Genomic DNA, 13042 nt, shown 5'->3' with positions numbered 1-13042 from the left:
GCTCGAAATGCCTTGTGCCCGCATCGCTCGCAGGTGTCGGAACGCGTCAGGCGGCTGCAGCGCTTTTTACAGCTGCGCTGCCAGCGCTGGCTGGACGATCACTTGGCCTGAAGGGTTTCGGTTTGCGCCGGCGTGGCGGCGGCATCCCCGGCAGGCGCGCTTTCTTCGTGCGGGGTGGTGGAACGGGTGTAGATGTTCAGCCCGGCGAGGAATACGCCGCCCAAAGAACCGAAGGCGCACAGGGCGATGACGATGACGAACGCTTTTTTCAGCATAGGAATAATTTCGCAGGTTGCTTGGAACAGCGGGAATTATAGCCCCTTCGCCGGGTGAAACAAGAATCGTTTTTAACGGCGGCCCGCAGACCGCCCTTTGCGATCGCTACCGTTCGCTGTCGATGGCCTGCACGCGGGCCGGGCGGGCGAACAGGTATTTTCCCAGCGTCACCAGCACCACCGCCGCCACGATGATCACCAGCGCCAGCCACTCGCGCGGCGCCAGCGATTCGCCGGCAAAGCCGATGCCGAGCAGCACCGCCACCACCGGGTTGACGTAGGCGTAGCTGGTGGCGACCGCCGGGCGCACGTTCTTCAACAAGAACATATAGGCGCTGATCGCCAGCATCGAGCCGAAGACGATCAGATAACCCAGCGCCAGAAAGCCGCCGGTGCTCGGCATCTGAGTCAGACGCTCGCCGCTCAGCTGACTGGCTGCCAATAACACCACGCCGGCGACCAGCATCTCCGCCGCGCCGGCCATCGGCCCGGCCGGCAGCGAGATGCGCGATCCCAGTACCGACCCGAAGGCCCAGCTGGCCGACGCCAGCAAAATCAGCAGCGCGCCGGTCGGGTTGCCCACCAGGTTGTTGCCGGTATTAAGCAGCACGATGCCCACCAGACCGAGCGCGATGCCGGCCCATTCCAGTTTGGTGTTGCGCATCCCCCACAGCAGGCTGAAGCAGAGGGTGAACAGCGGCACCGTCGCCACCATCACCGCGGCGATGCCGGACGGCACGTGTTGGTGCTCCGCCACCGTCACCAGGCCGTTGCCCACCGCCAGCAGCAGAATGCCGATGGCGCCGGCGGCCAGCCACTGCTTCGGCGTCGGCAGCGCGTGGCCGCGCCAGACAAGGAAACTGAACAGCAGGATACCGGCAACCAGGAAGCGAATGCCGGCCATCATCAGCGGCGGCCACTGCGCGACGCCGAGGCGAATGACGAAATAGGTGGAACCCCAAACGATATATAACGTGAACAACGCCCCGATTAACGGCAGGACGCTACGGCTTTGTTGGCTAAGCATAGGGATATGTTTTTGCAGGGGTGATTATTATTAGAACGCTCAGTAAACCCGATCGGGCAACCGATAAGCAATGGCTTTCGGCATTATTTTTCCCGGCCGCCGCCCGCCGTTCAGCTGTCCCGCCGCTTCCACTGCAGCCAGCTGACGGCCGGCAGGTAAATCGACCAGCCGACGGCCAGCAGCAGCAGCATGAACTCCGGCGGCACGCCGGGCAGCAACGCATCCAGCTTCCAGGACACGGCGTAGGCGAAGGGGCCGACGGCGGCGCCCAGCACCGCCAGCGGCCAGGGAGCCGCTCTGACCACGTCCAGCAGCCAATACCACCAGCAGCCGAAGCCGATCCATAACGCGATGGTCCAGAGCGGCAGGCCGTGTTGCCCGCTGTAGTGCAGCACGCCGCTGTAGCTCCACAGCCCATCCATGCCGATACCGCCCAGGGCGGCCAGGGCCGCGCCTTTACGGCGGGCGGCCGGGGTAAAGATCAGCGCCAGCGCCGCGCCGGCCAGCAGGATGCCGTTGAGCCGATCGCGAGTCAGCAGCGCCAGCAGCCAGCAGACGCCCAGTCCCAGCGTCGCCAGCCAGAATCCGGCATGCGGCTTCTTCATCGTTCAACTCCCGTGGGGTTACTCTGCCGCTGCGCGCCAGGCGCCGACGGATTTGCCAGAGCGAGCGCAAGGCTCGCTGTTGGTCTGAATATGCGTTAATTCAACCTTAGAAGGGAAGGTGCGGGATGCACAAGCAGAATAATCTGTACCGGTTGAAAACGTGGGCAAAAACCGGCGTTACAGGAGAGAAATCCGGTAGGCGCAGCGGCGCGAGCCGGCCAGAATGTGTTCGGCGCGCTCCACCTGCGCCTGCAGCACTTCGGTGAAGATGCTCAGCTCCGCCCGGCAGAAGCCCTGGCAGACGGTGGCGGCGGCGCAGATCGGGCAGTGGTTTTCCACCAGCAGATAGGAACCGTCTTCCTCCTGACGCCATTCGGCCATATAGCCTTCGCGGCAGCGGATTTCGGTCAGGCGCGCCACGCGCTCCTGCAGATCGGCGGCGCCGATCATCGCCTGCTTGTAGTTGATGCGGTTTTCCTGCTCTCGGGTCTCGATCAGCACGTCGAGCGCCTGTTCGCCCAGCTTGTCGCGCACGGTGCGCAGCAGCTGCACCGTCAGATCCGCATGGGTGTCGGGAAAGCGCGCGTTGCCGGCCGAGGTCAAATGCCACAGCTGCACCGGGCGGCCCACGCCACGCGTTTCCGCCACCGCTTCGACCAGCCCCTCTTTCGCCAGCTTGACGAACTGCTGGCGGGCCGCCTCACCGGTGGTGCCGAGCACCTTTCCTGCGTCAGAAGCTTGCTGTGGGCCGCGGGTTTTCAATAGCGTCAGCAAGCGGTCACTGACCGATTGTGCGGTGCTGCCGCTATTTTCCAAGTTTATTCTTGACATATTTCTCCGCCTCGCCCTAACTTATTCCAAGATAACTCTTGTTAAATTTAACGCAATCTTATGACCAACTCAATGCCATTCCTCTGAAAACAGGACGACAACCGTGATAACCCATGACGATAGCCGCTGGAGCGACCTTTTCTCCGGCAAAAATGCGGCCAGTGCGATCGCGCTTTCGCTCGGCGTGGCGCTGCATGCCATCAATATTCTGGTCGCCACCACCATTCTGCCCTCGGTGGTGCAGGATATCGGCGGTCTGGATCTCTACGCCTGGAACACCACGCTGTTCGTGGTGGCGTCGATCCTCGGTTCCGCGCTGTCGGCCCGGCTGCTCAGCGGCTACGGCGCGCGCAGCGCCTATCTGGTGGCTTCGCTGTTCTTCATCGCCGGGGCGGCGCTGTGCGCGCTGGCGCCGAGCATGCCGGTGATGCTGATCGGCCGTACGGTGCAGGGCTTCGGCGGCGGGCTGATCTTTGCGCTCTCCTACGCGATGATCAACCTGGTGTTCGAGCAGCGTTTGTGGCCGCGCGCCATGGCGCTCATCTCGGCGATGTGGGGCATCGCCACCCTGGTGGGGCCGGCGGTGGGCGGCATTTTCGCCGAGTTGAACGCCTGGCGTTGGGCCTTCGGCATTCTGCTGCCGATCATGGCGCTGTACGCCGCATTTACCTTCCTCATCCTGCCCAAGGGCAAAGCGCAGCAGGCGGCCGCGCCGTTGCCGACCACGCAGCTGCTGTTGCTGACCGTGGCGGTGCTGGCGGTGTCCGCCGGCAGTCTGGCGCACAGCGCCTGGATCAACCTGGCGGGCATCGCGCTCTCGCTGGTGCTGATGGCCTGGCTGCTGAAGCGCGAAGCGCACTCGCGCGCCCGCCTGTTGCCGCACGGCGCGCTGCGGCGCGGCTCATCGCTGGCGGCGCTCTACATCACGACCGCGTTGCTGGTGATCGGCATGACCAGCGAGATCTTCGTGCCCTATTTTCTGCAGCTGCTGCACGGCCAGTCGCCGCTGATCTCCGGCTATATTGCCGCCGCCATGGCCGCCGGCTGGACGCTGTCCGAGATCCTCAGCTCCGGTTGGCGCGGGGCGGGCATTCGCCGGGCGATCGTCAGCGGGCCGCTGTTTGTGCTGGTGGGGCTGCTGGCGCTGGCGATCCTGATGCCGGTGCCGTCCGGCGGCCACTGGCAGGCGCTGGCGCCGATCGTCATTGCGCTGTTGCTGGTGGGGTTCGGCATCGGCTTCGGCTGGCCGCACCTGCTGACGCGCATTTTGCAGGTGGCGCCCGAAGCGGATAAAGATATCGCCGGCGCTTCGATTACCACGGTGCAGCTGTTCGCCACCGCATTCGGTGCGGCGCTGGCCGGGATGATCGCCAATCTGGCGGGGCTGAACGATCCGGGCGGCGCGGCGGGCGCGGCGTCGGCGGCGCGCTGGCTGTTCCTGGCGTTCGCGCTGGCGCCGCTGCTGGCGGTATTCAGCGCCTGGCGCTGCGCGGCGATCGCGCCGCCGGGCGCCGAGACGGGCAATCTTGTACAAAACCCGCCCTCGCGCGAGTGCTAGAACGCTCCTCCTTCTTCGATAGTGTTTGCGGTGATAGTGGCGTTCTTGCTGCGCAGTATGCTGGCGGTGGTGTTGCTGAGCATGCTGATATTCATCGCGCTGCGCGGCATTTTTTAAAATCCGCTTGCCATATCTCTAATTTGAGATTATTTCTCTTATATGGGATTTCAAGGCGGAGTGTGAGCGATGGATAACGGTTTGGAGACTGCCGACCTGAGGTTGGCGCAGCGGCTGGCGGATTTGCGCCAGCAGCAGGGGTGGTCGCTGGAGGAGCTGGCGCAGCGCACCGGCCTCAGCCGGGCGACGCTCTCGCGGGTGGAGCGCGCCGAAACCAGCCCGACGGCGTCGCTGCTGAACCGGCTGTGCGCCGCCTACGGGTTGACCATGTCGCGCCTGTTGAGCGACATCGAAGACGAACCGCCGGAGCTGTTGCGGCCACAGCAACAGCCAGTATGGGTCGATCGCGTCAGCGGTTTCCACCGTCGCTCCGTTTCTCCTCCCGCCGCGCTGTATAAGGCCGAGTTTATCGAAGCCCGGCTCGATGCCGGCGCGCAGATCGATTACGACCTGCCGTCGATTCCGGCGCTGGAGCATCACCTCTGGCTGCTGTCCGGGCAACTGGAGCTGACGTTGGAAGGGCGCGTTTTCCGGCTGTCGCCCGGCGATTGCCTGCGCTACCGCCTGTTCGGCGCGTCCCGTTTCCATGTCCCCGGCGATGAGCCGGCCCATTACACGCTCGTTATCTGCAGGCCATAGCCATGATTGAATTGCAACAGTGGGGCGCCGACGCGGCGCAAAGCGCCATGGCCGACTTGGCCGAGATGCTGCACGCCAGCGTGGCGCACGGCGCCAGCATCGGTTTTGTCATGCCGTTTACAGTGGAGAAGGCGCGGGCATTTTGGCAGGGGCTGCTGCCGGCCCTGGCGCGGGGAGAGCGTGCGATGCTGGTGGCGCTGGCGAACGGTCGGCCGGTCGGTACCGTGCAACTGCTGTTGGCGATGCCGGACAACGGCCGCCACCGGGCGGAAGTGGCCAAGCTGATGGTGCACCCGCAGGCGCGGCGGCAGGGCGTCGCCCGGCTGTTGATGCAGGAAGTGCAGGCGCTGGCGGCGCGTCATCGCCGCAGCCTGTTGGTGCTGGACACCCTGAGCGGCAGCGCGGCGCAGGGGTTGTACCGCCAATTGGGGTTCGAGGCGGCGGGCGACATTCCGCATTACGCCCGCGCCAGCGACGGCGGGGCGTTGGAAGCCACCTGCTATATGTACAAACTGCTGTGAGGTTTAGCGCCCGCTCCAGGCTTTGATCGCCTGTTGGCGCACCTGCAGCTTCTGCTGCGGCGTCAGCTTGTTGTAGTCGCGGGCCAGCCCGCTTTCCCAATCGCCGTACAGCGGGTTGGGCAGCACGATGAATTCGGTGCCGAACTTGTTCTGGTTCTCGCTGACGAACGCCCGGCGCTGCGCGTTGTCCTGGTGGTAAGTCGCGGCGCCGAAGTCGTTCAGGTTGTCGCCCGCGTACACCACGATGTCGTAGCCGGCTTGTTTGATGGCGTCGAAGCGCGCCTGCTTATTGGAGGTATCGGTGCTGAGCAGCACGGTCTTTTCCGACATGCCGGTGAAACCGAGCTTCTGCATGTTGGCCACCGTGGCGGCGTATTCACTCTGCTTGCGGTTCGACACGTAGAACATCGTGCCCTGATGGGCGTTGACGTAGCGGGCGAACGACACCGCGCCCGGCACCGCGCCGGCCTGTTCGGCCTGCGTCCATTTGGCCCAGGTGGCGCCGTCGTACGGCTGGCCCTGCTGCGCCTGCCAGCCGGAGTAGGCGCTGTTGTCCAGCATGGTTTCATCCAGATCGACCACCACCGCCTTTTTACGGCCCGGCGCGGCCCTGGCCTGATCGAAGGCGCGCTGCGCGCTGTTGAAAGCCTGATGCGCCAGCGCGCGGTATTCGCCGGACTGTTGGAACCAGTTCACCGCCAGCACCGACTGATCCGCCAGCCGCTGCTGGGCCTGCGCGTCGGTGTGCGGCGGCTGCGCGCAACCGGCCAACGTCAGCAGCGCGACGCCAATCGCCGCGCCGAGGGTGAGTGTCCTTGCCTGTTTTCCTGCCATTGTTATCTCTCTCGGTTTTATTCTTGTGGGCTGTCCAGCAGCATATCCATCTCGAACTGGCGCAGGGGATCCTGCCGCCAGCCAAGATGCGTAAAGAAGGGGGCGGCCACCTCGGGCACAACGACGTTGGCAGTCAGCGGCAAAGGGGCGAACCGTGTTTGCAGGGCGGCCAGCAAGGCGCGCGCATGCCCCTGGCCGCGGTGCTGCGGCGGCACGTAGATCAGGCGCAGCCAGCAGTGCTCGGCGCCGGGCATCACCACGGCGTAGGCCTGGCGATTGAGCGTATAGGCTTGCGGTTTGCCCGGCAGCTTGAACAGCGATTCGGGGGCGATCAGCCAGGGCAGATCGGTGGCGCCTTCCGCCGTCAGGCGATGGCTGACGGTCAGCGGATCGACCGCCTGCAGTTCCGCCGTGCCTGGCGGAGCTTCCGCCGGCGCCTGATGGCCGGTCAGGGTGCGCACGATGCGCAGCCCGGCGCGGTGGTACAGCGCCAGCGCGGCGTCGTTGCCTTCGATCACTTCCAGCGACAGCCGCCGGTCGCCGCGGTGGCGGGCGGCTGCTACCAGCCGCTGCATCAGCGCCTTGCCCAGGCCCTGGCCGCGCATCTCCGGGCGCACGGAAAAGGCCGCGACCCGGCTGTGCCGGCCGCGGCGGGCGATCAGCGCCACCGCCACCGGTTCATGGCGGTGTGTGACGATCAGGCTGTCGTTCAGGCTGAGATCTTCGGCGCCGAAACGGGCGGCGAAGGTCGGCCCGTCGACAACGAAGCGCACGATGTAGTTTTCAAAGCAGTGGCTGAGGATGTTCGCCAGTTCGTCGCTGCTGTAGCGCAGGGCGTTGTGGAAGTCGAAGCGTCCGTCGTTATGCATGGCTGATTTCGCTCGGGGAGAAAGCTATACATGTAGACCCGTTTTTTTTGCAAGGCAAGCGGGGGGATTGGACAGGGGGAAAATAAAAACAAAAAAGCCGGACGCAGCCGCCCGGCGAAATAAAACTCTGGGTATCAAGTGACGCTAAAGTTTGCAGTGGTGGTTATTCATTCATCACATCAGAACTGGTAGGTCAGGGCGACAACAACCACGTCGTCGTTTTTCAGACCCAGCTTGTTGTCGTCATCGAGCTGGTTGATTTTATATTCGACATAAGTGGACATGTTTTTGTTGAAGTAATAGGTTGCCGCCACGTCGAAATATTTCACCAGATCGACGTCGCCGATGCCTTCAATATCTTTGCCTTTCTGCTGAACGTAACCCAGCGATGGGCGCAGACCGAAGTCGAACTGATATTGTGCGACCAATTCAATCCCTTCCGCTTTATTGGCGAAGCCGCTAACGGAAGTGGCGTTGTTATTGATGGTGGCGGTGCCGGAAATAGGCGCGATATTGCGGCTCTGCGAATAAGTCGCGGCCAGGTAGACGTTGTTGTTGTCGTATTTCAGACCACCGGCCCAGATATCGGCCTTGTCGCCTTTACCGAAGGTGCCCGCTTTTTGCGTGGTGGTGCGGTTGGAAGAGGCATAGGCGGCGCCCACGCTCAGGCCGTCGATGATTTCGTAGCTGGAGGAGAGGCCCCAGCCGTCGCCGTTCGCCTTGCTGGCGGAGCGGCCGTCGTTTTCGTTCTTGCCTTGGTACTGCACGGCAAATTTCAGGCCGTCGACCAGTCCGAAGAAGTTGTTATTACGGTAGGTGGCGACGCCGTTGGTACGGCCGTTCATAAAGTTGTCGGTCTTGATATAAGCATCGTCGCCGAATTCAGGGATCATATCCGTCCAGGCGCCGACGTCGTAAATGATGCCGTAGTTGCGGCCGTAGTCGAAGGAACCGAGATCCTTATATTTCAGACCGGCGAAGCCCAGACGCGTTTTGGTGTCTTTAGTGCCGTCGGATTCCGTGTGGTTGGCGGCGATCTGATATTCCCACTGGCCGTAGCCGGTCAGCATATCGTTAATCTGAGTCGCGCCTTTAAAGCCGATACGCACGTAGGTTTTATCACCGTCGTTGCCGGCATCATCGGAGAAATAATGCAGGGCCTTTACACGACCGTAAAAATCGAGTTTGTTGCCGTCTTTATTGTAGATTTCTGCTGCCTGTGCCGCTTGCGCAAGTAAAAGTGCCGGAATAATAACGGCCAGAAGATTACGTTTCATGGGTTACCCTGCTTTATTCGATTGAAAGACGCTTATCATCAGTTGCATTGCTGTTTTACTGTGCCGCCTGATTGTTGGCGGCGGAGAATTTTTACCGTAGTAATGTGATCTATTTATGACAAAAAATTCATTTTCATGTCGAACGATTAAAAAAGTCGCGTAAAGAGTGAATTTTTTCTTCGGCCGACGGTCGGCGGCTGGTCTACAGTTATCGATACCTTGTTCCGCTGCGGGAGGAATCATGCACGATACTTATACTTTGTTCGGCACGCAGGGCTGCGGCTCGACGATCGTGGCCGCCGCGTTGGTGTTGACCGCTTTCCCCTGGGGCTATGAGGAGGTGGACTACACGCAGGACGGCCCGGAGCGCGATCGCCTGCTGGCGCTGAACCCGTTGGGCCAGGTGCCCACCTTAGTGTTGCCCAATGACGAAGTGATGACGGAGAGTGCGGCGATCATTCTGTTGCTGCACGATCGCGCGCCGCACGCCGAACTGGCGCCGCCCGGCGGCTCGCCGCTGTTGCCGCGTTTTCTGCGCTGGCTGCTGTTCATCAACGCGGAGATTTACCCCACCTTCACCTATGCCGACCATCCGCAGCGCTGGCAGCCGCAGGCGGCGGGGGCGGAACAGCTGAAAAACGCGGTAATGGATTATCGCGAGCGCTTATTGCGGCAGCTGAACGCCGCCGCCGGCGCTGCGGGCCCGTGGTTTCTCGGCAAGAGCTTCAGCGCGTTGGATCTGTACGTGGCGGTGATGTGCAACTGGCGGCCGGGCCGCGCGTGGTTCCGGCAACACTGCCCGCGGCTGTACGCCATCGCAGAGCGGGTGGAACAGCGGCCGGAGCTGAATGCGTTGCTGAGCGCCCATTTCGACGGTGTTGCCCCGCTGGAATCGTGATGCCTCCCCGCCGCCCGGCGGGGAACCCTCCCGTTTTTCTGAACCGAGACTGCTGAAAATCCCGATTTTCACTCGCTGCGGCGGCGGGTAGCGTAAGGCTATCCGCAACTGACAGGAGAGTGTGATGCCATCAGAATCCCAGGCCGGGCAGCAGGCGTTCGGCGATATTGCCCCCAAGCTGGCGCAGCTCAGCGACCGCGTTTTGTTTGACGATATTTGGCAGCGGCCGGCGCTGAGCCCGCGCGAGCGTAGCCTGATTACCGTCGCCGCGCTGGTGGCGCTCAACCGCGTGGAACAGCTGCCGTTTCACCTGCAGCTGGCGCAGCGCAACGGCGTGACGCGCCAGCAGCTGGCCGAGCTCATCACCCATCTGGCGTTCTACGCCAGCTGGCCCGCGGCGGCGTCGGCCGTGGCGCGCCTGCGTGAACTGGAACAGGAGGACAACCATGCCGTTTAGCCGCATCGCCCTGCATCAGGGCAAGTCCGCCGACTATCTGCAAACCTTGTCCGACAGCCTGCATCAGGCGCTGGTGGAGGCCTTCGAGGTGCCGCCGACGGATAAATTTCAGGTGATCGATCAATACCGACCCGGTGAGCTTATCTACGATCGCGACTATCTCGGCGGGCCGCGCAGCGCGGATTTCGTGCTGTTTTACATCACCGCCGGGCGGCCGCGCGACACCGACACCAAGCGGCGCTTCTACGGGCGGCTGGCGGCGCTGCTGGCGGAAAACCTGCGGCTGCGCCCCGAGGATGTGATGGTGGTGATCACCACCACCCAGTTGGACGAGTGGTCGTTCAGCGCCGGGCGCGCCTCGATGATCGATCCGCAGGCGTAACTCGGGCTGACGCCGCGGGCGGTCTGTGGGACAATGGCGCCATCATTTCGTTTAGATAAGAGTTGAATGGCGCTCTCCTCCGCAGTTAAAGATCAGATTGGCCAGTGGTACAAAGCCCTGCAGCAGCAAATACCGGATTTCATTTCCCGTGCGCCCCAGCGCCAGATGATCGCCGAGGTGGCGAAGACGCTGGCCGGCGACTACCCGCGCCATCTGGCGATCGAGGCGCCGACCGGCGTCGGTAAAACGCTGTCATACCTGATCCCGGGCATCGCCGTCGGGCGGGCGGAGAGTAAACCGCTGGTGGTCAGCACCGCCAACGTGGCGCTGCAGGACCAGATCTACAGCAAGGATTTGCCGCTGCTGAAAAAGATTATCCCCGATCTGAAATTTACCGGCGCCTTTGGCCGCGGGCGTTACGTGTGCCCGCGCAATCTGGCGGCGATGAGCACCGACGTCAGCCAACAGGGCGATCTGACGCTGTTCCTCGACGACGAGCTGGCGCCGTCCAGCGGCGAAGAGCAGGCGCTGTGCCAGAAGCTGACCAAGGCGCTGGCCCGCTTCGAGTGGGACGGGCTGCGCGATCACTATCAGCAGAGCATCGACGATCCGCTGTGGGCCAAGCTGAGCACCGACAAGGCCAACTGCCTGGGGCGCAACTGCCACTACATTCGCGAATGCCCGTTCTATATCGCCCGCAAAGAGATCGAGAGCGCCGACGTGGTGGTGGCCAACCACGCCCTGGTGATGGCGGCGCTGGAGACGGAATCGGTGCTGCCGAACCCGAAAGAGCTGCTGCTGGTGCTGGACGAAGGCCACCATTTGCCGGAGGTGGCGCGCGACGCGCTGGAGATCGACGGGGAAATCACCGCGCTGTCGACCAACCTGCAGCTGGACATGATCGTGCGCCAGGTCGAGCAGTGCATGACGCAGTACCGGCCGAAGAATCCGCCGGGGCTGGCCAACAGCGAGCGGCTGAAGAACCATTGCGAGGAACTGCGCGAGCTGGTGCAGATCTTCGAGCATCAGGTCAGCGCCTATCTGCCCGGCGACAGCGTGGCGGCCGAGCACCGTTTCGAAATGGGCGAGCTGCCGGCGGAGATGGTGGAGAGCTGCGCGCGGTTGTTCAAACTGACCGACGCGCTGCGCGGGCTGGCGGAGTTCGTGCTTAACGATCTCACCGAGCAGACCGGCAAGCATGACATCGTGCGCCTGCACCGGTCGATCATTCAGATGAGCCGCACGCTGGGTTATCTGGAGGCGATGAGCAAGCTGTGGCGGCTGGCGGCGCTCGACAAATCCTCCAACGCGCCGATCTCCAAATGGGTCACGCGCGAGCTGCGCGATAACGTCACTCATCTTTACCTGCACTGCGTCGGCATCCGCGTCAGCGACCAGCTGGAGAAGCTGCTGTGGCGCAAGGTGCCGCACGTGGTGGTCACCTCGGCCACGCTGCGTTCGCTGAACAGCTTCGCGCGTTTGCAGGAGATGAGCGGGCTGAGCGAGAAGGCCGGCGATCGTTTCGAAACGCTCTCTTCGCCGTTCAATCACGTCGAACAGGGCAAGATTGTCATTCCGCAGATGCGCTACGAACCGGCGCTCGCCAACGAGGCGGAGCACCTTGAGGAGATGGCGCGATGTTTCCGCGCCGAGCAGGCGAGCGGCAAACACAAAGGCATGCTGATCCTGTTCAGCAGCCACCGGGCGATGCAGACTTTCCTCAGCTACGTGACCGATCTGCGGCTGATGCTGCTGGTGCAGGGCGACCAGCCGCGCTACCGGCTGGTGGAAGAGCACCGCAAGCGGGTGGAGAAGGGCGTCGCCAGCGTGCTGGTGGGGCTGCAATCGTTCGCCGAAGGGCTGGATCTGAAAGGCGAGCTGCTGACCCAGGTACACATTCACAAAATTGCGTTCCCGCCGATCGACAGCCCGGTGATCATTACCGAAGGCGAGTGGCTGAAATCGCTGAAGCGCTATCCGTTCGAAGTGCAGAGCCTGCCGAGCGCCTCGTTCAACCTGATCCAGCAGGTCGGCCGCCTGATCCGCAGCAACCAATGCTACGGCGAGATCGTGATCTACGATCGCCGGCTGTTGACCAAAAACTACGGTTCGCGGCTGTTGGCGTCGCTGCCGGTGTTCCCGATCGAACAGCGCGCGGTGCCGGAGGCCGACAAGGCGCATCTGGCGGCGTTGAAATCCGCCGCCGACGCGGCCAAAAAAGAGAAGAAGCGCGGCAATCCGTTCGCCCGCAAGCGGCGGCGTTAATTAGAGCAGCGGCGGCAGGCGGCGTTTGACCGGCGTGGTTTTCACGATCGAGGTGTTGCTCTGCGCATGCTCGGCCAGCCGATCGAGGGTGTGATCGAGCTGCGCCATCGAGTGCGCCACCAGCCGCACGATAAAGCAGTCTTCGCCGGTCACCTTATCGCATTCGACCACCTCTGGTATCGCCTGAATCAGCTGCTCGACCTTCTTCAGCATGCCCGGCAGCGGCTTGATGCGCACCAGCGACTCGAAGGCGTAGCCCACCGCCTGCAGATTGACGTTCAGGGTATAACCCTGGATCACGCCGCTTTCCTCCAGCCGCCGCAGCCTTTCCGACGTGCTCGGCGACGACAGCCCCACCTGCGCGCTCAGCGTCTTCAACGACGCGCGCGCGTCCTGCGCCAAAAGAGTCAGGATCTGGCGATCGATATCATCCATAACGCCTCCGTTAGGTATTTTCTTTATTATAGCTACGAGAAAAAGGCAGTTA

15 protein-coding genes and 1 pseudogene are annotated in these 13042 nt (G+C 63.0%); 8 read left to right on the top strand and 8 right to left on the bottom strand.

Annotated elements, in window-relative coordinates:
* Positions 1–6: 6 nt before the first annotated feature.
* Positions 7–111: pseudogene (locus ACF8MC_RS06665) on the top strand (LysR family transcriptional regulator); the annotation flags it as partial.
* On the opposite strand, the gene ACF8MC_RS06660 reads toward ACF8MC_RS06665, so the two are convergent.
* The 4 genes from ACF8MC_RS06660 to ACF8MC_RS06645 form a co-directional block, all read right to left on the bottom strand.
* Entirely contained in the window at positions 99–275 is a 177-nt protein-coding gene (locus tag ACF8MC_RS06660; protein ID WP_016928550.1) for a hypothetical protein, read from the bottom strand. The pseudogene ACF8MC_RS06665 and the gene ACF8MC_RS06660 sit on opposite strands and share 13 nt — an antisense overlap.
* Before the next feature lie 106 nt (positions 276–381).
* Entirely contained in the window at positions 382–1302 is a 921-nt protein-coding gene (gene yedA, locus ACF8MC_RS06655; protein WP_103829711.1) for a drug/metabolite exporter YedA, read from the bottom strand.
* A 110-nt stretch (positions 1303–1412) separates the two neighbouring features.
* Positions 1413–1907 (bottom strand): DUF2878 domain-containing protein, encoded by a 495-nt coding sequence (locus tag ACF8MC_RS06650; RefSeq protein WP_033637629.1) that lies wholly within the window; start codon positions 1905–1907, stop codon positions 1413–1415.
* Between the two features lie 177 nt (positions 1908–2084).
* A complete protein-coding gene (locus ACF8MC_RS06645; protein ID WP_033653420.1) occupies positions 2085–2738 on the bottom strand; it encodes a metalloregulator ArsR/SmtB family transcription factor in 654 nt (217 codons plus the stop codon).
* Between the two features lie 103 nt (positions 2739–2841).
* On the opposite strand from ACF8MC_RS06645, the gene ACF8MC_RS06640 reads away from it, so the two are divergent.
* The 3 genes from ACF8MC_RS06640 to ACF8MC_RS06630 all read left to right on the top strand — a co-directional run bounded on the left by ACF8MC_RS06640 (position 2842) and on the right by ACF8MC_RS06630 (position 5573).
* Complete coding sequence (locus ACF8MC_RS06640) at positions 2842–4296, top strand: MFS transporter (protein WP_060421402.1); 1455 nt, start codon at positions 2842–2844, stop codon at positions 4294–4296.
* 186 nt (positions 4297–4482) lie between these two features.
* Positions 4483–5052 carry a helix-turn-helix domain-containing protein gene (locus tag ACF8MC_RS06635; protein WP_126192624.1) on the top strand — a complete coding sequence of 190 codons (570 nt, stop codon included), beginning with the start codon at positions 4483–4485 and terminating at the stop codon, positions 5050–5052.
* 2 nt (positions 5053–5054) lie between these two features.
* A complete protein-coding gene (locus ACF8MC_RS06630; protein WP_164104709.1) occupies positions 5055–5573 on the top strand; it encodes a GNAT family N-acetyltransferase in 519 nt (172 codons plus the stop codon).
* Positions 5574–5576: 3 nt separating this feature from the next.
* On the opposite strand, the gene ACF8MC_RS06625 is transcribed toward ACF8MC_RS06630, so the two are convergent.
* The 3 genes from ACF8MC_RS06625 to ompC form a co-directional block, all read right to left on the bottom strand.
* A complete protein-coding gene (locus ACF8MC_RS06625) occupies positions 5577–6407 on the bottom strand; it encodes a 5'-nucleotidase, lipoprotein e(P4) family (protein ID WP_033646913.1) in 831 nt (276 codons plus the stop codon).
* A 17-nt stretch (positions 6408–6424) separates the two neighbouring features.
* Positions 6425–7276, bottom strand: a complete 852-nt coding sequence (locus ACF8MC_RS06620; protein ID WP_164104710.1) for a GNAT family N-acetyltransferase — start codon at positions 7274–7276, stop codon at positions 6425–6427.
* Positions 7277–7455: 179 nt separating this feature from the next.
* Positions 7456–8553, bottom strand: coding sequence for a porin OmpC (gene ompC, locus ACF8MC_RS06615; RefSeq protein ID WP_033646909.1), 1098 nt, complete (start codon positions 8551–8553; stop codon positions 7456–7458).
* 241 nt (positions 8554–8794) lie between these two features.
* On the opposite strand from ompC, the gene ACF8MC_RS06610 reads away from it, so the two are divergent.
* The 4 genes from ACF8MC_RS06610 to dinG all read left to right on the top strand — a co-directional run bounded on the left by ACF8MC_RS06610 (position 8795) and on the right by dinG (position 12555).
* Positions 8795–9451, top strand: a complete 657-nt coding sequence (locus tag ACF8MC_RS06610) for a glutathione S-transferase family protein (RefSeq protein WP_041034091.1) — start codon at positions 8795–8797, stop codon at positions 9449–9451.
* Between the two features lie 124 nt (positions 9452–9575).
* Positions 9576–9908 carry a carboxymuconolactone decarboxylase family protein gene (locus tag ACF8MC_RS06605; protein ID WP_164104711.1) on the top strand — a complete coding sequence of 111 codons (333 nt, stop codon included), beginning with the start codon at positions 9576–9578 and terminating at the stop codon, positions 9906–9908.
* Positions 9898–10290, top strand: coding sequence for a tautomerase family protein (locus ACF8MC_RS06600; protein WP_033646903.1), 393 nt, complete (start codon positions 9898–9900; stop codon positions 10288–10290). The genes ACF8MC_RS06605 and ACF8MC_RS06600 overlap by 11 nt, the downstream gene beginning before the upstream one ends.
* A 66-nt stretch (positions 10291–10356) precedes the next feature.
* Positions 10357–12555, top strand: coding sequence for an ATP-dependent DNA helicase DinG (dinG, locus tag ACF8MC_RS06595; RefSeq protein WP_033637643.1), 2199 nt, complete (start codon positions 10357–10359; stop codon positions 12553–12555).
* Here dinG and ACF8MC_RS06590 read toward each other — a convergent pair whose 3' ends face one another.
* Positions 12556–12990 (bottom strand): Lrp/AsnC family transcriptional regulator, encoded by a 435-nt coding sequence (locus tag ACF8MC_RS06590; RefSeq protein WP_033646897.1) that lies wholly within the window; start codon positions 12988–12990, stop codon positions 12556–12558.
* Positions 12991–13042 lie beyond the last annotated feature (52 nt).

It is taken from the genome of Serratia sp. LACPHL-BACT-2024-00286, from assembly GCF_043109535.1.
Taxonomy (GTDB): domain Bacteria; phylum Pseudomonadota; class Gammaproteobacteria; order Enterobacterales; family Enterobacteriaceae; genus Serratia; species Serratia sarumanii.
The sequence above is the reverse complement of the archived record's forward strand: the minus strand, read 5'-3'. Positions and strand labels throughout refer to the sequence as shown.